Below are 25,878 nucleotides of genomic sequence, written 5' to 3'. Positions count from 1 at the left end.
ATTATTCCGTTTTCCGCCGATCCTGAAACAACTTTGCCGCGATTGCAGAAACAGAGATCGCCGCAAACAGGACAATTCTCCACAGCGCCCGGTCTGAGACATCGCCGGCTGAGGCAAACAGCGACAGAACCGCCGCAGCCGTCAGCAATAATAAAACAGCAAAAGCCTTTTTCTTGAACGATGCAATGAGAAGCCAAAAACAGATGGTCAGCATGAAAAATATGAACAGCTGTACGAAAAACATTCCACCCTCCCCCGCTAATCAAAGCTGTACCTTTCTTCTTTCCAAGGATTTCCTCTCATATGGTAGCCGTTTTTCTCCCAAAAGCCCGGATGGTTTTCCTTTGTAAACTGAATACCCCTCAGCCATTTGGCGCTTTTCCAAAAATACAGATGAGGCATCACCGCTCTGAGCGGAAAGCCGTGCTCCGGCGTGAGCGGGGCGCCGTTGTGGGAATGGGCCAAAAGAGACGAATCCTTCAAAAAGTCTTCGAGCGGAACATTCGTCGTCCAGCCTTCCTCTGCATGCAAAATGACAAATTTGGCTTCCGAAAGCGGCTTTACTCTTTCAGCGATTTCCCTTGTCTTGATCCCTTCCCAGACATTATCGAGCCTGGACCAGCCTGTTACACAATGAATGTCATTGGACACTTCGCTTTGCGGCATTTCATGCAGGTCATTCAAGGTCAGCAGGAGCGGCTGTTCGACAAGTCCGTAAATTTGCAAATTCCATTTTGACAGGTCTTCGTATTCCGGAACATCGCCTGCATGAAGAACAGGAAAAGATGTCGTGACATTTTGGTTTGGAGGCACCCTGTCGGACTTGTGCGCTTTTGTTTTTCCAAAAAACACGAAAGAACCTCCTTTGTTAACTTTGATTAAAAAGTGGTTGACAAACTATTTTGTGATCTCTTACGATAAAGTTGTGTTGAATCACTGAGGAGGAACAAAGCTCATGAATAAAAAGAAACTTCGCGCCGCTGATATGGCGCTTGTCGGAATGTTTGCCGCCCTGATGGGGATCGGCGCTAATATCACTTCGTTTGCCCCGTTTCTGCAAATCGGCGGTATTCCGCTTACAATGCAGCCTTTCTTCTGTCTGCTTGCCGGGCTTCTGCTCGGCCGCAAATTAGGTGCGCTGTCCATGATCGTTTATGCGTTAGTCGGCTTTGTAGGCGCTCCTGTATTCGCTTCTTTTTCAGGCGGTATTTCCGTTCTTTTCAAAGGAAGCGCCGGATTTATTCTATCCTACATTCCTGCCGCATATGCCGCGGGCTGGATCACAGACAAAATATCTGAACCGAAAACAGGCCACTTTTTCACAGCTTCATTGATCGGTACACTGATCATTTATCTGATTGGCGTCAACTATACGTATATCGCGTATTCAACTTGGCTCAATACACCGTTGTCTTATTCAGCCGTTTGGAAGATGATGACCTGGTTCTTCGTGAAAGACTTGGCATTCTCCGTTCTGCTCGCCGCGCTCGCTTCAAAGGTTTTCCGGGCGGTTCAAAAAGGCGCAGGCTTCAGAAGAAACCCGACTTTTTAATAAAGAGAGCAGGTGGTGCGGTTCTCTTTTTATTTTAACAAACATAGAAAAAAATTCCCCTCAAAACGAGGGGAATTTTTTTAAAGAACAATTGCCGCGATCCAGCCAAACAAAATCAACGGAATATTATAAAAGATGAATGTCGGAACACAGGTGTCCCAAATGTGGTGGTGCTGTCCGTCTGCATTTAAGCCGGATGTCGGGCCAAGCGTGCTGTCGCTCGCAGGTGAACCGGCGTCTCCGAGAGCCGCCGCTGTCCCGATAATGGCGATTGTCGCCATCGGGCTGAAGCCAAGCTGCATACAAAGCGGAACAAATATCGTTGCGATAATCGGAATCGTCGCAAATGATGAACCGATCCCCATTGTGATCAATAAGCCGACAATCAGCATCAGCAATGCGCCGATCACCTGATTATTGCTGATGAAACCTGTTGACGCTTCAACAAGCGCCTTGACATCGCCCGTTTTTTCAAGCACATTGGCAAAACCGGCGGCGGCCAGCATCACAAATCCGATAAACGCCATCATGTTCATGCCATTTGTGATCAATTCGTCCGCTTCGCCGCGCTTCATCGCTCCGCTTAAAAACAAGACCGCCAAACCGCTGAGCGCGCCGAAGATCATTCCGTCGACATCTAAACTCTGAGACAAATAAAGCTGTACGCTTAATGAGACAGCGATGGCCAAAACGGCAATCGAAAGGCTTTTCTTCGTATAGGCCGCCGATTTTTGACCAGCGATTTCCTTCATTTCGTACGTGCGCGGTTTGCGGTACACAAAAGCAGCAACAGCCAAACCGGCAATCATCCCCGCGATCGGAATGATCATGGCGATTGGAATATCAGCCAATGTGACTGAAAGGCCGGCGTCTTTCATATTATCTTTCAAAATCCCCTGGAAAATCTGGCCGAAGCCGACGGGAAGCAAAACATACGGAGCTGTCAATCCAAATGTCATCGCACACGCAATCAGGCGGCGATCCACTTGCAGCTCATTTAAAATTTTCAATAACGGCGGAATTAAAACAGGAATAAATGCGATATGAACCGGAACGACATTTTGAGACATACAAGAAATGATTAAAATCACGAAGACGATCAGCGCTTTTGAAAGGGTTTTGCGCCTTGTATCGCCTTCTTTGCCGATCAGCTTGACAGCAGCTTCAACCATGGCATCCGGAAGACCCGTTTTCGTTAAAGCGACCGCAAATGCGCCAAGGAGCGCGTAGCTGACGGCAACGGTTGCGTTGCCTCCGAGTCCTTCCGTGAATACGCTGACCGTCTGGCCGAGACCGAGACCGCCCGTCAGACCGCCGGCAAGAGCGCCCACAATCAAGGCAAGAACGACATTGACCCGCAGCAGGCTTAATATAAGCATGACAATAACAGCAATCACAACTGCATTCATATTTGAAACCTCCGAACAAACACTTTAGTTTGCTAATGTAGTAGATAATTAAAGTAATGAACGTATATTACCACATATTTTATGAATGCGTCAATGAGGCTCCTCTGTATTTTCCATAAAAAAATCCCCTTCTATCAAAGGGGATGAAAGCCTACAAATGATCCGAAAACCGCTCGACAAACGTAACAAGCGTCCTCACCATCACGCCTGTTCCGCCTTTCGGTCCAAAGCATGAGCTTTGAGCTGTCGTTGCCGTTCCGGCGATGTCAAGGTGAACCCATGGCGTCTGTTCGGCGAATTCGCCGAGGAACGTTCCGGCCATAATCGCATGGCCTTCCCTGCCCGGTGAATTGTTAAGATCGGCCATTTGGCTGTTTTTCACTCTTTTTTTGTCTTTTTCTGTGATCGGAAGCTGCCAAATCGCTTCTCCCGCTTCTTCAGCCGCCTGTCTCACCTGCTGATAAAGCGGATCATGATTTGTCATCGCGCCCGTCGTTTCCGTTCCCAGAGCTACGACGACACCTCCGGTCAGTGTCGCGACATCGATCAACACGGAGGCTCCGTGGTGCTTCGCATATGTCAGTCCGTCAGCGAGCGCCAGCCTTCCTTCGGCGTCCGTATTCAAGATCTCAATCGTCTTGCCGCTCAAGGAAACGATGACATCGTCCGGCTTCATTGCGCTTCCCGAAATCATGTTATCAGTCGACGGGATCACGGCAAGCACGTTTTGTTCCGGCCTCAATTCGCCGATCGCTTCCATCGCTCCCAAAACGCTGGCGGCTCCGCCCATATCGGACTTCATGCCGACAATCCCGCTCTTCGTCTTAATCGAATAGCCGCCGGTATCAAACGTGATCCCTTTGCCGACTAAACCGATGACATCATCCCATGCTTCCTTTCCCTGATATTTTAAGACGATCATTTTCGGCGGCTCTTCTGATCCTTGGTTGACCGCGAGGAGGCCGCCCATCCCGAGCTCTTCCATTTCAGCCTTTTCGAGAATTTCACACTCAAATTCGTATTTTGCTGCCAATTCAGCGGCGTATGACGCGAGATCCGCCGCTGTCAGCATGTTCCCCGGCATGTTCACGAGGGTTCTCGCCGAATTCGTCGCATTTCCGAACACCTGCCCGACGTGCAGACTCGCCTGAATTTCCTTCAGGTCATGGTCTGTCAAAACATAGACGCTTTGCAGACATTGATCAGGCACATTTGATCTGTGCTTGTAATCCTGCACTTCATAACATGACAGCATGCACGATTCAGCCAATGCATGTGCGGCGTCAGCGGCGGGGACCTCTTCAGACACAAAGCTGTCGAGCATGACGGTTAACTCCTGCTTTCGATCTTTGTGAATCAGCTGAACAGCTTCGGCAAAGCACTGCTTCGCATCCTCGAAGGTAAATTCCGCTTCACGGCCCAACCCGACGATATAAATGCGTTTGACTCCCTGAAGGGATGGGGTAAATATTTTAGACACTTTCGCTTTTTTGGAAGATACATCCCCGTCTTTCAGCAGCTGAGAAAGCTGGCCGTCCAAAAGGCGGTCGATTTCTTCCGCCTTCCCGTACAGCCGGCTTTTTTTAAACAGACCGATTAAAAGCGTTTCTTTTTTTTCGAAATCTTTAAAGGCATAAAACATGCGTTCACAGCTCCTTATCAACAAAGTGAGTAAAATTAAAACAACAATGTTATAATAGGAAAAACATTTTTTCCCGATGGGGTTTCATATTATATATTTTAGCAAATAACTGCGTGCTTTTCTGAATTCATCTCTATTTTCTTTATAGAAAGGATGTTCTGCAAAATGGAAATCCTCACAAACTTTCCCTTGCTGGCGAGCTTTGCCGCGATCTTTTTCGCTCAGTTTATCAAGGTTCCCATTTACTTTGTCGTCTCGAAAAAATGGGATTGGCGGCTCATCACAAGCACGGGCGGAATGCCGAGTTCACACTCAGCAGCCGTTACGGCGCTCTCAACCGGTGTAGCTCTTGATCATGGGATGAATTCTTCTTTGTTCGCCGTTTCCGCAATATTTGCCGTTATTACGATGTTTGATGCAACCGGAGTGAGAAGACATGCCGGAGAACAAGCAACAGTGATCAACCGGCTTGTCCGCGATTTTAACCGCTTTGTCAACGAAGCGAAGGATTTCCCTAAAAGCCATCAGGAAGAAAAACAGAAGAAGCTGAAGGAACTGCTCGGCCATCAGCCGATCGAAGTGTTTTTCGGCGGTTTGACCGGCATTGTCCTGACGCTGCTTCTCGATTATTTAGTGATGTAAAGCAAAAAACGTTTAAGACACACAGGTCTTAAACGTTTTTTCTTATTCTTTCGCCATTTTATATTTTTGTCTGAATACTTGCATCGATTTATTTTCGTTCAGCTTCAAGAGATCCTCTTCGGTAATGGTGCCGTTTCCTTTTTTAATGACATAAACATCAAGTGTTTTTTTGCCCCATTCTTTATAAACATCTTCAACCGTCTCATAGTACAAATCGAGCCGGTTCCCTTTAATGGCCGATCCGGTATCCGCAACAACGCCATAGCCGTAGTCCGGTATGAACAATATCGTGCCGATCGGAAAGACTGACGGATCGGCTGCAACGGTTGAATATAAATCTCTTTTTACTTTGACTCCCGAATATGTAATCCCGTAATCGGGATGATGCGGCTGTTTTCCCGTCGATTCAGCTCCTGCTGTATATCCGGTCGCGGTGACTTTTTGCTTCGGATACTTGCTCCAGTCAAATGCGTCTTCAAGCGATTTCGGTTTGTTTTTAATCTGTTCTGCGGCAGACAGAGACGTCTTTTCCGCTTTTTCTTCCGGAAGTGATTTAAAGGTGAGCATCAGCTGTTTCAAGGACAGATCGCGTTCTTTCGCCCAGCTTGATATATCCTGTGCTTCCACGCCTGAAACGGCAAAGAAGGTCGTCATAAAGGCAAGGACAAACAAAACTGTCATCAAGAAACGCCGAAACATTGTCATCACTTTTCTCAATTCTTCCACTCCTCTCACCATCTAGTTGTTTCCAAGTGGAAAAAGAAATATTCAGATGGCGGAAAAGTTTTGAGAAAAGTGAAAAAATTAAACCTAAAAAACCCTCTCCCTTGAAGAAGAAGGCTTAAAACATTTGATATCCCCTTTTTCGCAGCGCTTTGATCGTAACGCCCGACAACAGGGCTCCGGCCATTCCGCTGGCTAAAATGATGATATCGGCAGCAGCCAATGAAGCCACTCTGTCAAAAAGGCCGGAAAATGCCTCTCCCGGCGCCTCTACATAGCGAATCAGCTTTTCTTTATTCACAATGAAAAGGCATACAATTGGATAAATGACAGCCATGATCCATGACATCCTGAGCAGCATATTCAGCAGAAAACCGATACCGAAAAACAGGACGAAAAATAAGACAACTGAAATGATGACAACTGGTAAACTAATCAAAGCCTCCACCCCCAATTCACCTCTTTTAGTGTACATTGGGGAAGGAACTTGAGTCAATCATTGGAAAGCGGCGATCAGCGGTCTTTTCCCGTTCCCTTGCAGTTGCTGCACGTTTCCGAACCGCCAAGCAGAAGCTGAAAATAGCCTTTTCCCGAACAGAAAGTACAGGTTGATTCAAGGCGATGGGTTGAAGTCGTCTTCATTAGATACACACCTTTTTCTCAATTTTCTGATAATATATCATGAACATTGTCAATAATAAAGTCAGAAAATATAACAGATCATTCGATGTAAGCGCTTAAAAGCGAAGCTTTCTTCCTTTTTCTTTCGTTTTTGAAGTTTTAAGCACGAATAAAAAGCCCGCGGCTTTCGCTGCAGGCTTCAGCGTGTCGACAAACCCTCGCATTCGTTGTCAGGCCTGCTAAGTCGGTACTCATGAATAGAGGAAGGATCGGCGGCTGTCCGCCCAGACGTCCTGCCTGAACGCCGCCGTCATCACCTCCTGTGAAAGTCTGATTTAGAAAAATTTAAACTTGCCTTTTTTCAGAACAAGTCCCGGCCCGCCGATCATGAACAGCGAGCGGTTGTCAATGATTTTTTTCATCATGGACGCCGTCGTTCCCGTCATCTTTCTGCCGAATGCGACGCCGATTGCATCGTGTTCGCCGAGAGAAGCGACAGAGCCCTTATTATCGAATGAGAACGTTTCCGTTTCTTTGCCGTGAATCAGTGCGGCCAGATTGTTTGCACACGTTTCGCCCTGCTGCATGGAAATCTGTGCAGTCGGCGGATAAGGCCTTTCTGTTTCTTCATTTATGATCAGTGAGCAGTCTCCGATAACAAATATATCATCATGGCCTTCAACGCGCAGATCAGGTTTTACCTTCACACGGCCGCGCATGTTTTCAAAGCCGGATTCTTCAATGATCGGGTTGCCGCGGACGCCTGCGGCCCATACGACAGTGCCTGCTTTGATTTCTTCGGTCTGATCGTCTTTTCCGACGATGATTCCGTCAGGCGTGCATTCTTTCACAGCCGTGCCGATTTTGAATTCAACGCCTTTTCCTTCGAGGTAGTTGACCGCATAATCGACAAGCTCCGGTTCAAAGCCCGGGAGAACAGACGGCGCGGCTTCCACGCATATTAAACGAACCTGCTGGCGGTCGATATCGTATTCGCGGCACAGCTCAGGAATGCGGTTGCCCATTTCGCCCAAAAATTCAATGCCGGTAAAACCAGCTCCCCCGACAACGATCGTCAGGCGTTCCGGGCGCTTCTCGGCTTCTGTGTTATACGTCGCAAACTGATATTCAATGTGCTCGCGTAGCTGCCGGGACGAATTGATGTTTGCAATAGAGAAAGCATACTCTTTCAATCCCGAAATTCCGAAAGTTTCAGGGACGGACCCCAGCGCCACGACAAGATAGTCGTAACTAAGCTCGCCGGTTTCAAGGACAACTTTCTTTCCTTCTTTATCGATTTTCTTTACCGTATCCTGAACGAAATTGACACGGGATGTATTGATGACGTCTTTAATCTGATAGCGGCATCTGTCATGATGAAGCGTACCTGCGCTCGCCTCGTGCATCCAGGTTGTCTCATAATGGTAATTGTGCTTGTTGACAAGCGTAATTTCCGCTTCATTGATGCCGATTTTTTTAACAAGTCTCGTAACGGTCATTAATCCACCATAACCTGCACCTAATACTACTACTTTTGGCTTATTCAACGGAATCACATCCACCTTTTCTGTATTTTACTGCTAAGCCGGATTAAAATAGCCTTTGGGTTATCTTCTGCCGGCTTCCGGCTTTTTATGAAAAAAAGTTTGTGAAACCCTTCACTTTAGTTTGCCGAGCAACGGAATGTTTTTCGGCTGTGCGACGAAAAATATTCACGAATCGTTAACAAATTGTTCACAACTACATCATAGCCGCTTGCATTTGCTTTTTCAAGGTTAAATATGCTCGGACGGTATTATTTTCCGCTCCTAAAAAAACAGACGCGCTCGTATTTATTTTATGTGATATGATATAATTAAGAACAATTTTCATTTAGGGGGCATTATTTTCATGCGTGAAGACTCAAAAGTATATGACATCACAATTATCGGGGGCGGCCCTGTCGGCTTGTTTACCGCATTTTACGGCGGAATGCGGCAAGCGAGCGTCAAAATTATCGAAAGCCTGCCGCAGCTCGGCGGTCAGCTGTCCGCTTTGTATCCCGAAAAATACATATACGATGTAGCCGGGTTCCCTAAAATCCGTGCTCAGGAGCTGGTCGACAATTTAAAAGAGCAAATGGCGAAATTTGATCAGACCGTTTGTCTGGAACAAGCCGTCGAAAGCGTTGAAAAACAAGCAGACGGTATTTTCAAGCTCATCACCAACAAAGAAATCCACTATTCTAAAACGGTGATTATCACAGCCGGAAACGGAGCATTCCAGCCGAGAAAGCTCGAGCTTGAATCTGCGGCTCAATACGAGAATGCAAACCTTCATTACTTTATAGATGATTTGAATCAATTTGCGGGCAAACGCGTTGCGGTATTGGGCGGCGGTGACTCCGCTGTCGACTGGGCGCTCATGCTGGAACCGATCGCAAAAGAGGTGTCAATTATTCATCGCCGCGATAAATTCCGGGCTCACGAGCACAGCGTCGAAAACCTGCACAATTCTAAAGTCAATGTATTGACACCGTTTGTTCCGACCGAGCTGATCGGCGGTGAGCGAATTGAACAGATCGTCATCGAGGAAGTGAAAGGCGAGAGAAAAGAAATTATCGATGTCGACGATGTGATCGTCAACTTCGGCTTTGTTTCATCTCTCGGACCAATCAAAAACTGGGGGCTTGAAATCGAGAAAAATTCGATCGTCGTCAAGTCCACAATGGAAACGAACATCGAGGGATTCTATGCAGCCGGCGACATCTGCACATACGAAGGGAAAGTCAAGCTGATTGCGAGCGGATTTGGAGAAGCGCCGACCGCTGTCAACAATGCAAAAGCTTACATGGATCCTAAAGCGCGCGTACAGCCGCTGCACTCTACTAGCATGTTTGAAAACAAATAAAAATGAAAAGGAGCCTGACACCGGCTCCTTTTCATTATATGATATTCAAATATGAGAAGATCGTTCCCAAAATCAGCACAATCGTTAAGATGCCGACCACTCCCGCCGCAGTTAAGACAATCCGGTCCGTGATTTTCTGTGCTTTTGGAAGCGGTTTTTCGCATCCGCATGCCTCACAAACTTTTGAATCGTATGGCGTAAGCCCGCCGCAGCTTCTGCAGTTGATTTTTTCCATGGTTGAACCCCTTTTCTTTACTGGGCTTGGACTCTAAATAAACCTGTCCAGTATAGAATAACAAATTGACGAATAGAATGTCTTAAGATTCACAAAATATTCTTAAATGAACTCCAAAAACCCTTGTTAGGAAGTGACGATATGTCTTACTACAACAATCGCAATCAAGAGCCTCTGCCAAAGGAAGATATCAGTACGTGGGAATGTACGGCTGAGGACTGCAACGGATGGATGAGAAAAAATTTCACGAGCAGCGATCGCCCTCTATGCCCTCTGTGCAACCAGGAAATGGAAAGCGGAAGCCGCTATATCACCTCGATCACCAACAACACGAGCAATCTCAATCGCATCTTTAACCAGAAATAAACACGGTTGTTCCTGAAGCCCCGTTGCAAAAACCTTGCTCAACACTTGAGCGGGGTGGCTGCATTGCTTCCGTGCGGCATTTCCCGAGCGAAGCGGAAAACAGATTATGTTAAATCTTTTACCAAAAGAATCTCATCCCGAATCGGAATGCCGTTATCAGCAGCAAAGGGAATTTCAGGCTTTATTTTTCTTGCTTTTTCAACTGCGTTTACATACAACTTGGCCAATATATAGCCCCTCTTTTGATAAAACATAAGCGCCTGCATATTATCGTTCGTCGTGATTAGTTTAATCGATTTACACTGTTTTCGCTTTGAGACACGTTCCACTTCTTTTAAAAGGAGTGAGCCGATCCCTTTGTTTTCAGCAATACTGTCCAAGGAAACAACTTCACATTCGTTTCCAGCGATGAAGTACGTAATCAGACCTTTGATGTCGCCTTTTTCATCTGTTACAGCGAATCCTTCCAATTCATCGCAGCGGAATGTTCCGTGTGAATTGACCATGTCCGGACTTCCCCAATGCTTTTGAAAAAACGCAGTAACGTCCGCTTTTGACAAGCTGAGCGTTGATACGGGTTTCATTTCTTTCCCCCCAGACCATAATAAAACGCCTTTTCGTCACGATGAAGCATCGAGATGAAAGGCGTTTTTCTCATTCCATATCGTTGACCTGATGCAGGTATGTCAGCACTCTTCAGGCTTCCCTGCATTCACTGCGGTTCTGAATGATGATCCGCAGCCGCATGAAGCGATGGCGTTTGGATTATCGATGGTGAAGCCTCCGCCCATCATCGATTGTTTAAAATCAATGACCGTACCGTTCATGATATCCAGGCTTTCTTGGTCTACAAGCACTGTAATTCCATGCTGGACGAATTCATTGTCGTCTTCGTTTTTTTCGTGCTCAAACCCCATGCCGTATGACAGGCCGCTGCATCCGCCGCCTTTTACTCCGATTCTCAAAAATGCGTTCTCCTCTTCATGCTCTTTCATCATATCCTTGATATGAAGAGCAGCCGCTTCCGTGACCGTAACCGTTTTTTCGCTCATAACATTACACCTCCTAAAAGCTCGTGTGTACCTTTATTATAAAGTCGTACGTCCGATTTCTCAAACAGACCGACTCATGATATAAAAAACTCGCCTTCACATACCGTTTCAGCTGGTCCCGTCATCATGACGCGTCCATCGTTTTTCCAATTAATAATCAAATCGCCTCCAGCGAGATGGACGGTAATGTCCGTGTCCCGTTTGGAATAGCCGTTGAGTATCGAACTCACTGCGGCTGCGCAGGCGCCTGTTCCGCAAGCCTGGGTAATTCCTGAACCCCTTTCCCATACACGGAAATGGAGTTCTGTCTCGTTTTCGACTTCAACAAATTCTACATTAACCCCTTCCGGAAACCTTTCATCTTTTTCAATGAGCGGTCCCATCGTCGTCAATGGCGCTTTTTCAATATCGTCTAAATAAAAGACGATGTGGGGATTGCCCATGGATACAGCGGTACCTTTCATTTCACGGCCGCCGAATATCATCTTTTCATTGATCGTCTGCGAACCCTGTTCACCCTGCATCGGCATATCTGATTTGAGAAGGCGCGGTTTGCCCATATCGACCGTAGCCGATACAACTTTTCCTTCTTTCACCTCAACCTCTGCCTTTACCAAGCCTGAAAGGGTTTCAATTAAAAAGGATGTTTCCTTCACCAGTTTATGTTCATACGCGTATTTTGCAACGCAGCGCAAACCGTTTCCGCAGTTTTTGCCTTCAGATCCGTCACTGTTGAAAATCCTCATTTTAACCGGCGCCCGCTCTGAAGGACAGATGAGAATCATTCCGTCTGAACCGATTCCGGTGTAAACGGAAGACACTTTGACGGCCAAATCTGACAACAGCTCCTCAGGGAGATGTTCTTCAAACTGATTGACGTATATATAGCTGTTTCCTAAGCCGTGCATTTTAGTAAAACGAAAAGAATTCATAGCCGCCTCCACATTTTTTTCTTTCTTCTAGTATAAAAGCTGAAAAGGATGGATACAATATGGCTATCCCCCGTTTTTCATACATAAAAGCTCCCTGCGTTCATTTGCAGGGAGCTTTTATCATGTTATCCGATAAACATACCGGCGATCGCCGCGCTTGTAAGGTTGGCCAGTGTTCCGGCAGCAACGGCTTTCAAGCCGAGACGGGCGATATCGGAACGGCGGCTCGGCGCCATTCCTCCCAATCCTCCGAGTAAAATCGCCACAGAAGACAAGTTTGCGAAACCGCACAGCGCAAAGCTGATAATCGAAGCGGTTTTGACGGAAAGCTGATCAAACATCGGAGCAAAATTGGAATAAGCGACAAATTCATTCAACACGAGCTTTTGCCCGATAAAGCTTCCGGCCTGGACCGCCTCATCCCATGGCACGCCGATGACAAAGGCGAGCGGTGCAAATACATAGCCGAGAATGAATTCGAGCGAAAGGTCTTTAAAGCCGAACCATCCGCCGATTCCTCCAAGAATTCCGTTTAAGACAGCAATCAAAGCAACGAATGCAAGCAACATCGCGCCGACATTCAAAGCAAGAGAGAGACCCGTTGATGCCCCTTTTGCCGCGGCATCGATAACATTTGCTGCGTCTTCGTCTTCAGCCATTTGAATATCTTTTTCTTCAATTTTCGGTTTTTCCGTTTCGGGAATGAGCATTTTTGCCATAATCAAGCCCGCAGGTGCGGCCATAAAGCTCGCTGCCAGCAAATATTCGAGAGGAACCCCGAGAAGGGCGTAACCGAACAAAACAGAACCGGCCACTGATGCGAGTCCGCCTGTCATAACAGCAAACAGCTCCGACTTTGTTAAGTTTGCGATAAACGGCTTAATCACAAGCGGCGCCTCAGTTTGTCCGACAAAGATATTGGCAGCTGCAGAAAGGGATTCCGTTTTGCTTGTTCCGAGCAGTTTTGCCAATCCGCCTCCGATAAAACGGATGATGATTTGCATGATGCCTAAGTGGTAAAGAACCGCAATCAGCGATGAAAAGAAGATGATAACTGGAAGAACGCTTAAAGCAAAGGCAGCACTGTCGCCTACTTGCAAGAGAGGCCCGAAGAGAAAGCTGATCCCTTCATTCGCATAATTGACGAGATGCTGAACGGCTTTCGTAAACGAAAGAAACAATTCCCGCCCCGTTTCCCATTTGAGAACGATGAATCCGAACAGGAGCTGGATCGCCAAACCGATTAAAATCGTTCTTATGTTAATTTTGCTCTTGTGCTCAGAAAGTAGAAAAGCAATCGCGAAAATCGCCAGAATACCAAGAAGTCCCCATAAAATGTTCATGACCACACCTCTTATTATTTTTTAAACTTTTATTAAGATAACAATTAATGATTGGCCTGTCCACAAAAATTTTTACGAATTTTTTCTCTTTTTATGTAAACCCTTTCAAACAAAGGCTTTGCATGAAAAAACGAGATCACCAAGATGACCCCGTTTTTAAATAAGTTCATTTTCATCAATGAACTTGTATATATTTTCGACCAATTCAGCCGGATTATTCGCTGTCACCATTTCTCCGTTTACAAGAGCATACATGGTCTGCATACATTGTCCGCAGTAACTCAGGCAGCCGTATTCGACGACGTCCAGATTCGGATCTTTTTCCAATATTTCTTTTGCTTCCTGAGAACCTTGGGCAAGATTGCTGACGCAAAACTCAACGATTGGAAACACTTTTTTTCACCTCACATCGCTTTTTTATCGTACCCTATTTACGTTTCAATAGTCAAAGTTTAAGGCTGGGGAATAAAGCTTTTGTAACATATTAATGCTTTAAAGGGTTTTACTAATTATCGATTCAAGGCAGATAGGTAGGTTATTTTCCCGAGAAATATTGTGATTCTACATCAAATTAGATATAATTCTAGAGGGTATTTACATAGTTTTTTATTTTTGCAGTTTAAAAGGTGAGTTTCTTAATCTGAGGGGAAAAGGGGAATTACCAATGAGAAATTTAGTCTTGCTCGGCGGCGGGTACGGAAATATGCGCATCATTCATCGTTTGTTGCCTAATCAGCTGCCAGATGATGTGATGATCACTTTAATCGACAGAAACCCTTACCATTGTTTGAAAACGGAGTACTACGCACTGGCTGCGGGGACGATTTCAGATCATCATATCAGAGTGTCCTTCCCGGATCACCCGAAGTTAAAGATTGAATACGGGACGATTTCGTCTGTTGATTTGGAAGGGAAAAAGGTTTTGTTTCATGACAGGGAGCCGATATCTTATGATGACGCCGTCATCGGACTCGGCTGTGAAGATAAATATCACAACGTTCCCGGGGCGCCTGAACATACCTACAGCATTCAGACAATTGATCAATCACGCAGCACGTACCAGGCGCTTAACAACTTAAATGCGGAAGCCACCGTTGCGATCGTCGGGGCAGGACTGAGCGGCGTTGAGCTTGCGAGCGAGCTGAGGGAAAGCCGAAAGGATTTGAACATCATCCTTTTTGACCGGGGAGAATTAATTTTGTCGAGCTTCCCGAAGCGTTTGAGCAAATATGTTCAAAGCTGGTTTGAAGAGCACGGCGTCAAGATTATCAACTGCGCCAATATTACAAAGGTGGAAGAAGGCATCGTCTACAATCATGACGACCCGATTCAAGCCGATGCCATCGTCTGGACAGCGGGGATACAGCCGAATCAAGTCGTTCGGGATCTCGATGTGGAAAAAGATCCGCAAGGGCGCGTCGTCCTGACGCCGCACCATAACCTGCCGGGAGACGAACACGTTTATGTTGTCGGTGACTGTGCAAGCCTGCCTCACGCGCCGAGCGCACAGCTGGCCGAAGCCCAGGCGGAACAAATCGTCCAAGTGCTTGAACTGCGCTGGAAAGGCGAACCTCTTCCTGAAACGATGCCAAAATTCAAGCTGAAAGGCGTCCTCGGTTCACTCGGCAAAAAAGCCGGGTTCGGTTTAGTTGCCGAACGGCCGTTGATCGGCAGAGTGCCTCGCTTGCTGAAATCCGGCTTGCTTTGGATGTATAAGCATCATAACGGGTAGGGTTTCGCAGGGTTTCGCGATGTTCATGAAACCCTGATATATTAAGGTTTTTTACATATTAAGTTTTAAAAAAACTGCCTCATTTCGAAAAGTAACGTTTTTTTCGTTAGGCAGTTGTTAGGTTTTTTACTCTCAGAAAAGCAGGCATTATGCCTGCTTTTTTATATTAACAGTTTTGCGGGATGCGCTTTCCCTAGACCAAAAATAGAGTAACAATTCATGAGTTCCTATTTGGGTTATTTCTCATTGAGAAAGTATTCCTTCGATCAGCAAAATGAGTCTTGAATTCAAAAAACTTGCAGAGAATTTTTTCTCTGCAAGCCAAAATAGAAGCATAAGCTCTCTTTTTTCTTCTTAGTTCGCCCTTTCATAAACGCCGATCCAAATACCTCTGCTGTCATCATAATATCTATGCTTGAAAATCCACCTTTTTCCATCTTGGGTGAATTCAGCAGCAAAAACCCCGTTTGGACTTTGTACAAGCTTAATTTCTTGAATACTAAAATCTTTTGATGATACAGCGTGCTCAGCAGAAGCAGACTCAGACGGTGATTGAGCAAAAGCAGGGGCGGCAGAAAGGAGCATCGCTAAAGACAGAGCAGAACCAGTAATCATTCTTTTCAACTTCATTTTAAAACACATCCTTTTTGGTTTTTTGTTGCATTATACTTCTTAGGCAAAAAACCAATAAATTCCTGCTAAAAAGTAATTTTTTTGAATTTTTATTTAATGTTTGACAAAGTATTTGTAGTCAAAATCAGCTGTCCAATGAGAAATCTGATGACCTCTAAATGAAGAAGACCATTATTATTTTGATAAAAAAAACCAAAAATAAAAATAAGGAGACTTAAAATATGATTAGTCAATTAAAATTTATGAATCCTCAAGCCATTGCCAATATATTTGGTGATATGCCTAATTTTATCGATTCTGAATTAATGGATGTGGAACTCAGAAGAGACGGCCCTTGTTTATTTGTTAGACTCATGACAAAAAAGGATGTTGTGAATAAACCTAAACGTTGGAACAAGTGGGATGTAGTTTATATAGAAATCTCCTTTATAGCTGTGCGGAATTTAACCATAAAAGGGTTAGGCACGAGTAATATTATTAATCAATTTGAAATAAATGAGGATGAAGAAGAAGGATCATTGAAGATTAAATGCAGTAATCAAATGGAAATTGAATGTTTGTTTGAATGGGCGAGAATTGAAAGCATTTCGCCTGGTTTAATTGGTATGTCTTAAAAAATAGAAAGGCCCTCTTCATAGAGGGCCTTCGTTGTTATTTTAATAGCGTCTCAATTTTTGCTTAGTTTTTGGACCGTAAAATGCCGTCGGCAGACAGCCCGTGCATCAGCTGGAACCGTCTGACCGCATTCGCCATCGTCGCTCCTTTAGGAGAGAATGCCCCTTATTTTCGGCTTTTTATTTCCGCCAAAAAGTTGAACAGTCTGCCTTATCCTCAATATTAAACTCGATCATTTTCTGAATTAATGAAAAATCAACCGGACGATCCCACCGGAAACGAACAAGCTGCTTCGTATGATCATAGCCGGCCTGCACGATTTCTTCAGAAAACCGATCAATTCCGGCACTTTCAGGAGCAACAGCCAGGTGATTTTTCGCTACGCTAAAGCCGATAATAAATGTGCCGTGATCGGTAAACATAGGCTGATTCCAGGCGATTTTCGGCGTTAAATTTGGAAATGTCTCCGCTACCCACCCCAACACTTCTTCCATCCGGGCCCGATGTTCTGGATGATCAATTCCGGCTAAATATTCTTTAAAAACTTCCATGTTGCTCCCTCCTAAATAAAAATTTTCCTCTGCATCTTATCGAGAAGCATGCCTCACATTGGCGTTAAGACTATTATAAGGATTTATAGAATGACAAGCACCATAAATCAAGCAGATTTTTCAAAAGAGTTCAACCAAAAAAGCCCACCCTTCCCCGGTGAGCACCATTCCTGTCATTTGTTTCACTATTGTATTCCACAAGCGATTTGCAGGGACGCCGAGAGTATTTTGCAGCTTATGTTCAAAAAAAGCGCCGCTAGCGGCGCTTTTTGAGAGCTTGTCCGGTGACAAGCAGGGTTATGCGGTGTTTTGTCAGGCGGCTGGCGATTTTCCGTCAAAGCTGTCGAGAAAAATCGCTCTGCCCGCCATCAGCTGGGCCGGCTTATCGTCAAGAAAAATGGCGCGACCGGCAAACTCGGCATCTCCCTTTGGCTGAGACGAAAAACTTAAAACGACAAGGCTGGCAAAGACGGCAGTCAACGCAACGGCGATCATCTTTTTCACTTTAACTCCTCCGTTCTTTTAAGAATTTGGTCTCTTGCATGATGAGATTCTTCAAAATATTCGGCAGCTTTGTCTGCATCTCCATTTTCTTTATAGTAAAGTGCGATATCAAATGTTAATTCCGCTACATCCGTCCAGAGATTGATCGTTTTAAGATATTCTAAAGCATGTTCAACCGTAAGTGGGTTTTGTTCATCATACAGAGCATGAATAAGTTTAAATTTCGACAAATATTCCCTTTCTCCTGCTTTTTCCGCACGGAAAAATCCTTTTTCATACAATTTGCGGGCTTCTTTGACAACATTTGATTTGTACAGCACATGTGTCAATTCAAACATGGAGTGAATGCCGTAAACCGATTCTTCATGCTCTTTGATAAGCAGCGCTTCTTTGAAATGATGTTCGGCCAAGGTGAGGAGATTGCGATTGACATAGCTCAATCCTAAGTTGTGGTGAGCCATGCCGAGAAGAACATGATGCTTGATCAGTGCCGCGTCTTTAAGGGCTTGCTTGTAATGCTGTTCGGCTTCATCAAAACGAAATAAATCGAGTTTATTTGCTCCGATCAGCATATCGTTGCTGATCGCTTTTTGAATGTAATCATCATGTGCTTTGAAGGTTTTTAGAGCTGTTTTCGCATGGTTTAAGGAGAGGAAATTTTGTTTGATTTGGTAGTAGGCGATAGCCAGTTTGTAATGGAATTCGGCGATTTCGATTTGATCGGGGATTGTCCTGAGCTTTTCCTCGGCTAATTTATAATAATTGATTGCATTTGTATAATCCTTCTTATGAAACTCGTACATGCCTGCGAAAAAGAAATAATAGTATTCGATCATGTCATCTGTGCTTTGCATATCTGCTTTTTGCTCCTGAATATCCTCGAACAGTTTGTTGGAAGCGGCAAACTCCTCTGTCAACAGCTTGTGCCGATAGTCTAACAGATTAAAATAAAGAAGCAGATCTTGATTTTCTTCCATATTCGGCAACCGGTGCTCAATGTCGTATTTAATCGAGACCGCTTGTGCAACTTCGTGACGTTTGATCATGACATACCATTGATTAAGCATTCCCGCGACTTCCTCATACGCAATTTTTGTCTTCAATCGTTTATCCTTCCTTTCTTCCCATCTCATTTCCTTTTTATGGGTTGTTTTTCATTTTACAGAATCGCTTATTTTTTGACAATCATTTTTCTAAATATTGGCATAATTTCCTAAGATAACTCAAAATTCTGACATTAATCGTAACAATCTTCTGTATTTATGCAAATCTCTCAGGAAGTATTTTCGTTTGACATCGTTTTTGAAGACATTTTATAATTATATATGTAAACATCAACATGTTTCTATTTACAATAAACAAATAAGGAGCGGTTCATATGAATCAAGATGTCAAAGAGTTTGTAGGAAGCCATATGATCTATACGTATGAAAACGGATGGGAATATGAAATCTACATTAAAAATGACCATACCATCGATTACCGCATTCACAGCGGAATGGTTGGGGGACGCTGGGTTCGCGATCAAAAAGCCGATATCGTCAAGCTGACTGAAGGCGTCTATAAAGTCTCATGGACAGAACCGACAGGGACTGACGTTTCCTTGAACTTCATGCCGAATGAAAAGCGGATGCACGGCATCATCTTCTTCCCTAAATGGGTTCATGAACGCCCTGATATCACAGTCTGCTATCAAAATGACCACATCGACTTAATGGAGGAATCGCGCGAAAAATATGAAACGTATCCAAAATATGTCGTACCGGAATTCGCCGATATCACATTCATTGAAAATGCCGGAATCGATAATGAGGATCTGATTTCAAAAGCGCCTTATCCTGGAATGACGGATGACATCAGGGCCGGAAAAAGAGTATAAAAGGGGAAAAAGTCTCTTCTTAATGATATAGTGACTGGACTTTTGTTAAGTCATGCAGCAGCGCCTTTATATCATCTTGCGATAAAGGCACAAGCATTTGGTCGTAAAGGGTGATGATCTGTCCACTCTCGTCGTGCTCATGCTGCCTTAAATATTGCTGCAAAGCCCTGAGCTGGCTTTCTTTCAGACTGGTCTGCGTTTGAAACTGCTTGATTTTCTTTAATGAAAAAACATTCATTTCGTCATCAAAATCGCCTGACATGATTTGTCCTTCAATGCTGGACATGCGTGCTATCCCTCCTAATTGATGATCCGGCTGATAGTTAGTCTGTCCGGTTTAAGAAAAGTACAATCATAAAAAATAAAACAGCAAGGGACATGTGTGTCCCTTGCTGTTTATCATGCAGGCTTATATCCTTGCTTTTCCATTTCTTTATACACGTCTTTCAGCTTCGGATTTCCTTCGCCGACCACTTGATCACCGACCATGACAAGCGGATAAAAATATTCGTCGTTCAGGATTTTTTCGGTGATTTCCTGTTTTTTAGGGTCATTTTCCGGCGGCTGATGGATATCAATGTACGTGATTGAGAAAGGCTGGTCTGGATATTTTCTTTTCAGGGCGGCTTCGAGCCACTCATACGTTTCTTTTGATGACGGAAGGTTCACACAGCTTGGACAAAGAACGTCGGCACCGTAAACAAAAAGTTCGGCTTGTTTTTTCATCTGCGGCAGCTCCTTTCTCTTTATTTTTATTTTATTCTATTTTGTCCCTCTGCTCCATATTGAAATGAAAATCGTTTTTTGTCTTTGCCGGCAAATATGATATAATATGTGGGAAAACGATTGAAACCAAACAATAGCTTTTTATTGTTCGACTGAATATAATGGTTGTATGATTTGAAAGGAGCGATACGAATGACGACAGAGGTCGAAATGAAAGAACAAGTACAGGAAGTGCTGGACAAACTTCGTCCATTTTTACTCCGTGACGGCGGTGACTGTGAACTCGTCGATGTTGAAGACGGCATCGTTAAGCTTCGCCTGCTCGGCGCATGCGGAAGCTGCCCAAGTTCCACCATCACTCTTAAAGCTGGAATTGAACGCGCCCTTTTAGAAGAAGTTCCGGGCGTCATTGAAGTAGAGCAAGTATTTTAATTTGAGAAGGCTGCCGTAACGGCAGCCTTTTCTTTTTTATAAATACGCTTCAAACCAGCCTGCAATATACTCAAGCCGCCTGATCCGCTGCTTCGGATGCCCGCTTCTTGATAAATCGTGTGTCGCATTCGGGAATCTGACGAGTTTTACTTCTTTCCCCATTTTTTTCAGCGCCGTAAACAGCTGTTCCGCCTGTTCAATCGGACACCTGTCGTCCCGTTCGCCATGCAGGATGAGAAGAGGGGTCTCTACCTTGTCCGCATATTTGAGCGGCGAATGCTCCCAGAGTTTGCCCGGATTTTCAAAAAGATCCGCACCGATCTGCCAGTCTGTGAAAAAATAGCCGATGTCGCTTACCCCGTAAAAACTGATCCAGTTGGAAATGGACCTTTGCGTCACCGCGGCCTTAAAGCGCTTCGTGTGGCCGACAGCCCAGTTTGTCATAAAGCCGCCGTAGCTTCCTCCTGTGATTCCGAGCCTTTCTTGATCGATGAAATCATATTGTTCAAGCACGTGGTCAACTGCAGCCATTACATCCTCAAAATCTCCCCCGCCGTAGTCGCCTCTCACCCGGTTGACAAAATCCTGTCCGTAGCCGTGGCTTCCCCGCGGATTGACATATACGACGGCGCTTCCCTTTGCGGCCAGCACTTGAAATTCGTGAAAATAAGCATTCGCATACATGGCGTGAGGACCGCCGTGCACTTCCAGAATAAGCGGATACGTGTTTCCTTTCTCATATTGGGCGGGCTTTATCAGCCACCCGTGAACTGTCAGACCGTCCGCTGTCTGAAATTGAAGTTCCTCCGGTTCCGATATGATATGTTCTTCTGTAAACGCTTGGTTGGCATCTGTTAATCGCTCCGCTTTTTCTTCACCCAATGGGAGATCGTAAAGTTCGCTCGGCCGGACGGGCAGGGCGATGGATGCCGCAAAGCCTTTTTCATCCGGATGGAGGCTGAATCCGTTCAGATGCTCTTTTTCCAACCGGACCGGATAAGCAAGACCTTCGATTGATATGTAGTAAATGCCTGTCGAACCTTGGTCAGATCCGATGACATAAAAGCCGTTTCCGTCTTTGGTCCAGGCCGGTTTCGGAAGAACGCCTCCGACAAGGCTGTCTCCTGCCACCGCATCGCTGAGATGGATGTCAAGCATTTCCGACAGACACGTTAGTTTTCCTGTTTCGATATCATACAGCCATGCTTTATCAAGCGTGGCGTTTTGAAATTCCTTTTCGTTTCCGATAAATGCAAGGTGTTTGCCGTCGGGAGAAAACGATAGTGAAGAAAAAATGCCATTTTGGCCTGTGAGGCGCTTCACATCACCTGTCGAAAGGTTCATCAAGTAGACATCGTTCACACGCATATCCGTCTGATTTGCGCAAAATGCAATCCTGCCTCCGCACGGTGAAAATGCGTGGCTGAAATGGTCGCGTTCAAGATCGGTCAGCTGTTTCATTTCCCCGGTTTCCACTTGTACGAGGAAAAGCTGCGTATATTTTCCCCTTTTAAACCCTTGGCCGTCTGCTTTATATGATAAAGAATCGACTTCCAGCGGTTCGTGATCTTCAACCTCCGTTTTCTTCTCATCGTCGATGCTTTCCTCTTTCGTCAGCCTCACTGAACAAAGCAATGACTTGCCGTCAGGCGACCATTCAGGCTGTGATACATCATAGGGAATATCGGTCACTTTCCTCGCTTCTCCCCCGGCGGCGCTTATCACGTAAATTTGTGTGGTTTCCTCGCGATTGGACGTAAATGCAAGGTATTTGCCGTCGGGCGACCAGCGCGGATGCTGGTTTCTTCCTTTTTCAAACGTCCATTGCACTGACGCTTGTTTTTTGCGGTCGTAAATCATGATATGCGAATCATATGAGTCCTGTTTTTCGTTTACTTTTGTTTGGACGTAGGCGATTTTTGCACCGTCAGGCGAGTGCTGGGGATCGGTAATGGATACAAGCTTGATGAGGTCTTTTTCGGTTATCAGCTGCTTCATGTTCGTTTCTCCTCCTCATGTACGTTTGTCATACTACTTCGACTTCCTAAATAAAAATCCTTGTTTTGAAGGCAAACAAAAAAAGAGCCGAAAAAGCTCTTTTTTCGTTAAACACTGTTTACTGATTTTCTTTCAACGATAATGCCTGTATCCGGGACATGAAGGCAGTCGACCTCACAGTGAGGAAACTTGGAAGCAAGCTGCTCTCTCAGCGCCTCTCCTTTTCCTTTTTCAATAAAGGAAAGGATCGTCGGGCCCGCTCCGCTTAAAGCCGTCCCGAACGCGCCGTTTTGGCCTGCTTCATGCTCCACTTTCGAAAGCTCAGGGACGAGCGCCCTTCGGTAAGGCTGATGAAAAAGGTCTTTTTGCATCATGCGGCCGACAAGCTTCCAATCTTTTGCCATCAGTCCGGCGACGAGCATATTGCTGACCGCGCTTGCTTTCACTGCTTTCGGATAAGAAAGGCTTTCGGGAAGAACATCCCGCGCATCTTTTGTCAGCACTTCATAAAAAGGAATGACGACGACGACATCCAAATCGATGTCTTTCATAGAAACCATCTCTGTTTCATCTTCTTCATGAAGGCCGATGACAAGCCCGCCGAAAAGCGATGCTCCGGCATTGTCAGGGTGGCCTTCTTCAAGGCTCGCAAAATGGAGTTTCTCGCGGTCTGAGAGCCTCAAATCGGCAAGTTCGTTCGCCAGCTCAATCGCAGCGGCAATTGCGGCTGCGCTGCTGCCGAGACCGCGCGCCAGTGGAATATCGCTCCACACTTTGACAAGGCTTGGCGGAAGTTCTTTTCCGAAGTGTGCGGCGGTCCGTTTGGCCACCTGATAAATTAAATTGTCCGTTCCTTCAGGTATTTCCGCTACGACTTCTGTTTCAGCTTCAAAACGCCACTCATCATAAGGAAAAACAGACAGTCTTAAATAGCGGGATAGCGCCATGCCGACTGAATCGAAGCCCGGGCCCAGATTGGCCGTGCTTCCGGGAACCGTAACGGAAAACAGCATGTCAGCCTCAGTCATACACGAGCGGCTCCTTTTAAGTGTTCGAGAATGGCTTCTTCATCTGTCGGCAGTGTGACAGGTTTGATCTGCGACACATCAACGGCTGTGTTCGGATCTTTCAGGCCGTTTCCGGTTAAGACGGCAACAACTTTCGCACCCGGCTGAATCTCTTTCGTTTGCAGCTGTTTCAGCACGCCGGCAATGGATGCGCACGATCCAGGTTCTGCAAATACGCCTTCTTCTCTTGCCAGAAGCTGATAAGCGTGCAGAATCTCCTCGTCTGACACTTCATCGATTTTTCCGTTCGATTCTTTTGCAGCATTGACCGCTTTATCCCAGCTTGCCGGATTTCCGATTCTGATCGCTGTCGCTACGGTTTCCGGCTTTTCAATTACTTTGTTTTTGACAATCGGGGCCGCTCCTTCCGCCTGAAACCCCCTCATGACCGGCAAGCCTGTGCCGTTTTTCTCATGATACTCTTTAAAGCCTTTCCAGTAAGCCGTAATATTTCCGGCATTCCCGACAGGAATCGCAAGGATGTCAGGCGATTCGCCCAGCTGTTCACAAATTTCAAAGGAAGCGGTTTTCTGTCCTTCAATCCGGTAAGGATTCACAGAGTTGACGAGCGCAATCGGCTCTTTCTCGCAAATGCTGCGCACCATTTTCAAGGCATCGTCGAAGTTTCCGTCGATCGCAATGATTTCGGCGCCGTACATGACGGCTTGGGCCAATTTTCCGAAGGCGATTTTGCCGTCTGGAATAATGACGATGCACTTCATGTTGGCGCGGGCCGCATAAGCCGCAGCCGCAGCCGACGTATTGCCGGTTGAAGCGCACATGATCGTGTCATTGCCTTCTTCTTTCGCCTTGGCGACCGCCATGACCATCCCGCGGTCTTTAAAGGAGCCTGTAGGGTTGACACCCTCCGTTTTGACATAAAGCTCAATTCCGAGCTTTTTCGAAAGGTTTTGCAGATAAATGAGCGGGGTATTTCCTTCGTTCAGCGTCAATTCCGGTGTTTTATCCGTTACTGGCAAATATTCCTTATATTGATGGATGAGTCCTTTCCACATTAGCTCCAACCGTTCCCTTCTACTCGATAAGTGCTTTTCACCTGATGAACAACCTCAAGATCGTTCAGCTTTTGCAAGATGTCCGTAAAATCCTCTTCTGACGTATGATGTGTCACAATGACGATCTCAGCCAGGTCATCATGGCCTTTAATCGGGAGTTGCAGGATTTTTTCAAAGCTGACGCCTCTTTCTGAAAATATCGAAGTGATTTTTGAAAACGAACCGACCTGGTCTTTGACATGAATTCTTAAAAACTGCTGGGCAAAGATTTCAGACGGCGCCTTTATCTTCTTTTCAAACTGCGGATCGACAAAGCTGCTGCCGTTCACGCCGAGACGCATGTTTTTCATGACGGAGACCAAGTCTGATACGACGGCGGTCGCAGTCGGCATGCTTCCTGCGCCAGGACCGTAAAACATCGTTTCCCCGACGGCTTCGCCGTATACGTAAACCGCATTGAATTCATTATGGACAGAAGACAGCGGATGATGCTCCGGCAGCAATGTCGGCTGGACGCTCACTTCGACTTTTTGTCCGTCGCGCTGGGCGATGCCGATCAGCTTCATCGTATAGCCGAGCCGTTTGCTGAAATTAATGTCTTCATCAGATACCTGGGAAATGCCTTTCACTTTGACATCGTCAAGATCGACATTCATTGAGAAACCCAGCCTGGCCAAAATCGCCATCTTTCTCGCCGCATCAAGACCTTCAACATCAGCTGTCGGGTCCGCTTCGGCGAAGCCGAGCTCCTGCGCTTCTTTCAGCACCTCTGCATAAGGCGCGTTTTCTTTGTTCATCTTCGTTAAAATGAAGTTGGTCGTTCCATTGACGATGCCCATCATCTTCGTAATCCGGTCTGAAGCCAGCCCGTCTTCCAAGCTTCGCAAAATCGGAATCCCGCCGGCGACGCTCGCTTCAAAATAAAGGTCGCAGCCGTTTTCTTTCGCGGCAGCCGTCAGTTCCGATCCATAGAGGGCGATCAAATCTTTATTCGCTGTCACGACGTGTTTTTTCGCCTGAAGCGCGTCAAGCAAATAGCGTCTCGTCTCCTCGATCCCCCCGATGACCTCGATGATGACATCCACTTCTGGATCTTGAATGACATCATAAGCTTCTGTCGTCAGAACGTCTTTGGAAAGCTCGACATCCCTCTTCTTATCTTTATCTTTAACAAGAACTTTTTGAATCGTAACAGGGCATCCGACTTGGTGTGTCAGCTTATCCTGGTGATCCTGAATAATCTTAACCACACCGCTCCCGACTGTTCCTAATCCTAGCAGCCCCACTCGTATCGCCTTCAATGAAATTCCACCTTTCTC

Annotated in this window: 31 protein-coding genes and 2 pseudogenes; 8 read left to right on the top strand and 25 right to left on the bottom strand. The window is 45.7% G+C overall.

What is annotated here, in order from left to right; genetic code table 11:
- Position 1: 1 nt before the first annotated feature.
- Positions 2-244 carry a hypothetical protein gene (locus H2R00_RS19645; protein WP_182070129.1) on the bottom strand — a complete coding sequence of 81 codons (243 nt, stop codon included), beginning with the start codon at positions 242-244 and terminating at the stop codon, positions 2-4.
- Positions 245-258: 14 nt separating this feature from the next.
- The gene (locus H2R00_RS19640; protein WP_154999165.1) at positions 259-852 is read right to left on the bottom strand and encodes a sulfite oxidase-like oxidoreductase; all 594 of its coding nucleotides are present in this window, start codon (positions 850-852) and stop codon (positions 259-261) included.
- 103 nt (positions 853-955) lie between these two features.
- On the opposite strand from H2R00_RS19640, the gene H2R00_RS19635 reads away from it, so the two are divergent.
- On the top strand, positions 956-1,552 hold the full coding sequence (locus H2R00_RS19635) for a biotin transporter BioY (protein WP_154999164.1): 597 nt from the start codon (positions 956-958) through the stop codon (positions 1,550-1,552).
- Positions 1,553-1,632: 80 nt separating this feature from the next.
- On the opposite strand, the gene H2R00_RS19630 is transcribed toward H2R00_RS19635, so the two are convergent.
- Positions 1,633-2,961: a Na+/H+ antiporter family protein gene (locus tag H2R00_RS19630; protein ID WP_154999163.1), complete on the bottom strand. Its 1,329-nt coding sequence runs from the start codon at positions 2,959-2,961 to the stop codon at positions 1,633-1,635.
- Positions 2,962-3,112: 151 nt separating this feature from the next.
- The gene (locus H2R00_RS19625; protein WP_182070128.1) at positions 3,113-4,603 is read right to left on the bottom strand and encodes a leucyl aminopeptidase; all 1,491 of its coding nucleotides are present in this window, start codon (positions 4,601-4,603) and stop codon (positions 3,113-3,115) included.
- 165 nt (positions 4,604-4,768) lie between these two features.
- Between H2R00_RS19625 and H2R00_RS19620 the strand changes: the two genes are divergently transcribed.
- Positions 4,769-5,245 (top strand): divergent PAP2 family protein, encoded by a 477-nt coding sequence (locus tag H2R00_RS19620; RefSeq protein ID WP_182070127.1) that lies wholly within the window; start codon positions 4,769-4,771, stop codon positions 5,243-5,245.
- A gap of 42 nt (positions 5,246-5,287) precedes the next feature.
- Here the strand turns inward: H2R00_RS19620 and H2R00_RS19615 are convergent, their stop codons facing one another.
- From H2R00_RS19615 to H2R00_RS19600, 4 genes are all read right to left on the bottom strand, one after another.
- Positions 5,288-5,953 carry a stationary phase survival protein SpsC gene (locus H2R00_RS19615; RefSeq protein WP_025804898.1) on the bottom strand — a complete coding sequence of 222 codons (666 nt, stop codon included), beginning with the start codon at positions 5,951-5,953 and terminating at the stop codon, positions 5,288-5,290.
- 133 nt (positions 5,954-6,086) lie between these two features.
- Complete coding sequence (locus H2R00_RS19610) at positions 6,087-6,407, bottom strand: YuiB family protein (protein ID WP_011198260.1); 321 nt, start codon at positions 6,405-6,407, stop codon at positions 6,087-6,089.
- A 74-nt stretch (positions 6,408-6,481) separates the two neighbouring features.
- Complete coding sequence (locus H2R00_RS19605) at positions 6,482-6,610, bottom strand: YuiA family protein (protein WP_003184925.1); 129 nt, start codon at positions 6,608-6,610, stop codon at positions 6,482-6,484.
- A 314-nt stretch (positions 6,611-6,924) separates the two neighbouring features.
- Positions 6,925-8,142: an NAD(P)/FAD-dependent oxidoreductase gene (locus H2R00_RS19600; RefSeq protein WP_176277037.1), complete on the bottom strand. Its 1,218-nt coding sequence runs from the start codon at positions 8,140-8,142 to the stop codon at positions 6,925-6,927.
- Positions 8,143-8,479: 337 nt separating this feature from the next.
- On the opposite strand from H2R00_RS19600, the gene yumC reads away from it, so the two are divergent.
- On the top strand, positions 8,480-9,478 hold the full coding sequence (gene yumC / locus H2R00_RS19595; protein ID WP_182070126.1) for a ferredoxin--NADP reductase 2: 999 nt from the start codon (positions 8,480-8,482) through the stop codon (positions 9,476-9,478).
- A gap of 34 nt (positions 9,479-9,512) precedes the next feature.
- Here the strand turns inward: yumC and H2R00_RS19590 are convergent, their stop codons facing one another.
- The gene (locus H2R00_RS19590; RefSeq protein WP_020452822.1) at positions 9,513-9,713 is read right to left on the bottom strand and encodes a hypothetical protein; all 201 of its coding nucleotides are present in this window, start codon (positions 9,711-9,713) and stop codon (positions 9,513-9,515) included.
- Positions 9,714-9,854: 141 nt separating this feature from the next.
- Here H2R00_RS19590 and H2R00_RS19585 point away from each other — a divergent pair, with 141 nt between their 5' ends.
- Entirely contained in the window at positions 9,855-10,079 is a 225-nt protein-coding gene (locus tag H2R00_RS19585) for a cold-shock protein (RefSeq protein ID WP_043927713.1), read from the top strand.
- 104 nt (positions 10,080-10,183) lie between these two features.
- On the opposite strand, the gene H2R00_RS19580 is transcribed toward H2R00_RS19585, so the two are convergent.
- The 5 genes from H2R00_RS19580 to H2R00_RS19560 form a co-directional block, all read right to left on the bottom strand.
- Positions 10,184-10,663, bottom strand: a complete 480-nt coding sequence (locus H2R00_RS19580) for a GNAT family N-acetyltransferase (protein WP_182070125.1) — start codon at positions 10,661-10,663, stop codon at positions 10,184-10,186.
- Positions 10,664-10,765: 102 nt separating this feature from the next.
- On the bottom strand, positions 10,766-11,131 hold the full coding sequence (locus H2R00_RS19575; protein WP_020452825.1) for a HesB/IscA family protein: 366 nt from the start codon (positions 11,129-11,131) through the stop codon (positions 10,766-10,768).
- 74 nt (positions 11,132-11,205) lie between these two features.
- Positions 11,206-12,063 carry a diaminopimelate epimerase gene (dapF, locus tag H2R00_RS19570; RefSeq protein ID WP_182070124.1) on the bottom strand — a complete coding sequence of 286 codons (858 nt, stop codon included), beginning with the start codon at positions 12,061-12,063 and terminating at the stop codon, positions 11,206-11,208.
- A 125-nt stretch (positions 12,064-12,188) separates the two neighbouring features.
- The gene (locus tag H2R00_RS19565) at positions 12,189-13,406 is read right to left on the bottom strand and encodes a NupC/NupG family nucleoside CNT transporter (RefSeq protein WP_154999156.1); all 1,218 of its coding nucleotides are present in this window, start codon (positions 13,404-13,406) and stop codon (positions 12,189-12,191) included.
- 156 nt (positions 13,407-13,562) lie between these two features.
- A complete protein-coding gene (locus H2R00_RS19560) occupies positions 13,563-13,799 on the bottom strand; it encodes a YuzB family protein (RefSeq protein WP_003184941.1) in 237 nt (78 codons plus the stop codon).
- A gap of 271 nt (positions 13,800-14,070) precedes the next feature.
- On the opposite strand from H2R00_RS19560, the gene H2R00_RS19555 reads away from it, so the two are divergent.
- Entirely contained in the window at positions 14,071-15,138 is a 1,068-nt protein-coding gene (locus tag H2R00_RS19555; protein WP_154999155.1) for an NAD(P)/FAD-dependent oxidoreductase, read from the top strand.
- A gap of 354 nt (positions 15,139-15,492) precedes the next feature.
- Here H2R00_RS19555 and H2R00_RS19550 read toward each other — a convergent pair whose 3' ends face one another.
- Complete coding sequence (locus H2R00_RS19550) at positions 15,493-15,768, bottom strand: LCI fold-containing protein (protein WP_154999154.1); 276 nt, start codon at positions 15,766-15,768, stop codon at positions 15,493-15,495.
- A gap of 224 nt (positions 15,769-15,992) precedes the next feature.
- On the opposite strand from H2R00_RS19550, the gene H2R00_RS19545 reads away from it, so the two are divergent.
- Positions 15,993-16,385, top strand: coding sequence for an immunity 50 family protein (locus tag H2R00_RS19545; RefSeq protein ID WP_154999153.1), 393 nt, complete (start codon positions 15,993-15,995; stop codon positions 16,383-16,385).
- A gap of 42 nt (positions 16,386-16,427) precedes the next feature.
- On the opposite strand, the pseudogene H2R00_RS19540 reads toward H2R00_RS19545, so the two are convergent.
- From H2R00_RS19540 to H2R00_RS19525, 4 genes and pseudogenes are all read right to left on the bottom strand, one after another.
- Positions 16,428-16,524, bottom strand: a pseudogene (locus H2R00_RS19540) (peptidoglycan-binding domain-containing protein); the annotation flags it as partial.
- 41 nt (positions 16,525-16,565) lie between these two features.
- Positions 16,566-16,937: an iron chaperone gene (locus H2R00_RS19535; protein WP_154999152.1), complete on the bottom strand. Its 372-nt coding sequence runs from the start codon at positions 16,935-16,937 to the stop codon at positions 16,566-16,568.
- Positions 16,938-17,249: 312 nt separating this feature from the next.
- On the bottom strand, positions 17,250-17,432 hold the full coding sequence (locus H2R00_RS19530; protein ID WP_234113263.1) for a hypothetical protein: 183 nt from the start codon (positions 17,430-17,432) through the stop codon (positions 17,250-17,252).
- Between the two features lie 5 nt (positions 17,433-17,437).
- On the bottom strand, positions 17,438-18,544 hold the full coding sequence (locus tag H2R00_RS19525) for a Rap family tetratricopeptide repeat protein (protein WP_176276382.1): 1,107 nt from the start codon (positions 18,542-18,544) through the stop codon (positions 17,438-17,440).
- A 275-nt stretch (positions 18,545-18,819) separates the two neighbouring features.
- Here H2R00_RS19525 and H2R00_RS19520 point away from each other — a divergent pair, with 275 nt between their 5' ends.
- On the top strand, positions 18,820-19,320 hold the full coding sequence (locus H2R00_RS19520; protein ID WP_009329528.1) for a phenolic acid decarboxylase: 501 nt from the start codon (positions 18,820-18,822) through the stop codon (positions 19,318-19,320).
- Positions 19,321-19,339: 19 nt separating this feature from the next.
- Here the strand turns inward: H2R00_RS19520 and H2R00_RS19515 are convergent, their stop codons facing one another.
- Positions 19,340-19,606, bottom strand: a complete 267-nt coding sequence (locus tag H2R00_RS19515; RefSeq protein ID WP_154999149.1) for a hypothetical protein — start codon at positions 19,604-19,606, stop codon at positions 19,340-19,342.
- A 113-nt stretch (positions 19,607-19,719) separates the two neighbouring features.
- Complete coding sequence (locus H2R00_RS19510; protein ID WP_154999148.1) at positions 19,720-20,046, bottom strand: YuzD family protein; 327 nt, start codon at positions 20,044-20,046, stop codon at positions 19,720-19,722.
- 133 nt (positions 20,047-20,179) lie between these two features.
- Between H2R00_RS19510 and H2R00_RS19505 the strand changes: the two are divergent.
- Positions 20,180-20,478, top strand: a pseudogene (locus tag H2R00_RS19505) (NifU family protein).
- Between the two features lie 36 nt (positions 20,479-20,514).
- On the opposite strand, the gene H2R00_RS19500 reads toward H2R00_RS19505, so the two are convergent.
- The 4 genes from H2R00_RS19500 to H2R00_RS19485 form a co-directional block, all read right to left on the bottom strand.
- Entirely contained in the window at positions 20,515-22,476 is a 1,962-nt protein-coding gene (locus H2R00_RS19500; RefSeq protein ID WP_182070123.1) for a S9 family peptidase, read from the bottom strand.
- Between the two features lie 107 nt (positions 22,477-22,583).
- Positions 22,584-23,504 carry a homoserine kinase gene (gene thrB / locus H2R00_RS19495; RefSeq protein WP_154999146.1) on the bottom strand — a complete coding sequence of 307 codons (921 nt, stop codon included), beginning with the start codon at positions 23,502-23,504 and terminating at the stop codon, positions 22,584-22,586.
- Entirely contained in the window at positions 23,501-24,559 is a 1,059-nt protein-coding gene (thrC, locus tag H2R00_RS19490; RefSeq protein WP_154999212.1) for a threonine synthase, read from the bottom strand. The genes thrB and thrC overlap by 4 nt, the downstream gene beginning before the upstream one ends.
- Positions 24,559-25,860 (bottom strand): homoserine dehydrogenase, encoded by a 1,302-nt coding sequence (locus H2R00_RS19485; RefSeq protein ID WP_154999145.1) that lies wholly within the window; start codon positions 25,858-25,860, stop codon positions 24,559-24,561. Before H2R00_RS19485 ends, thrC begins: the two co-directional genes overlap by 1 nt.
- Positions 25,861-25,878: the final 18 nt, after the last annotated feature.

Source organism: Bacillus haynesii (genome assembly GCF_014042035.1).
Classification (GTDB): Bacteria; Bacillota; Bacilli; order Bacillales; family Bacillaceae; genus Bacillus; species Bacillus haynesii.
The sequence above is the reverse complement of the archived record's forward strand: the minus strand, read 5'-3'. Positions and strand labels throughout refer to the sequence as shown.